Genomic DNA, 397 nt, shown 5'->3' with positions numbered 1-397 from the left:
GGTTTATACTGATCAGTTAAAAAGCCCGGTTTTCCGGGCTTTTTTTGTTTGTTGTTCCCACCGGTGATTTCTATTTCAAGGACTGGCAGTACCATGACTCGTTGGCGTGCTTATCTGCTTTTGCTATTTGTATTACCTTTGCCATTTGGTGGCTATACCGATTGGGCCTGGCCGTTATACACAGCCATTACCGGCGGTCTGCTATTGCTGGAACTTCGGTTACATACTCAGAATCTCACAACACTCCCGGTTGCATTTGTACGCAGTCGTTGGCTCTGGGTCGGTTTGTTGCTTATCCAGCTTTGGGTTGCCGCTCAAGCGCTATGGATCAGCTCTGCTCATTATGATACCTGGATGTACCTGTTCAAAGGCTTTGGTTATGCCGGCTTCTTTATGA

General features: G+C 47.1%; 1 protein-coding gene. It reads left to right on the top strand.

What is annotated here, in order from left to right; all coding sequences use genetic code 11:
* Positions 1-93: 93 nt before the first annotated feature.
* On the top strand, positions 94-397 hold a 304-nt coding region (locus tag Q4563_RS16710), incomplete at its 3' end, for a hypothetical protein (protein WP_303605289.1).

It is taken from the genome of Gilvimarinus sp. 1_MG-2023, assembly GCF_030548285.1.
The sequence above is the reverse complement of the archived record's forward strand: the minus strand, read 5'-3'. Positions and strand labels throughout refer to the sequence as shown.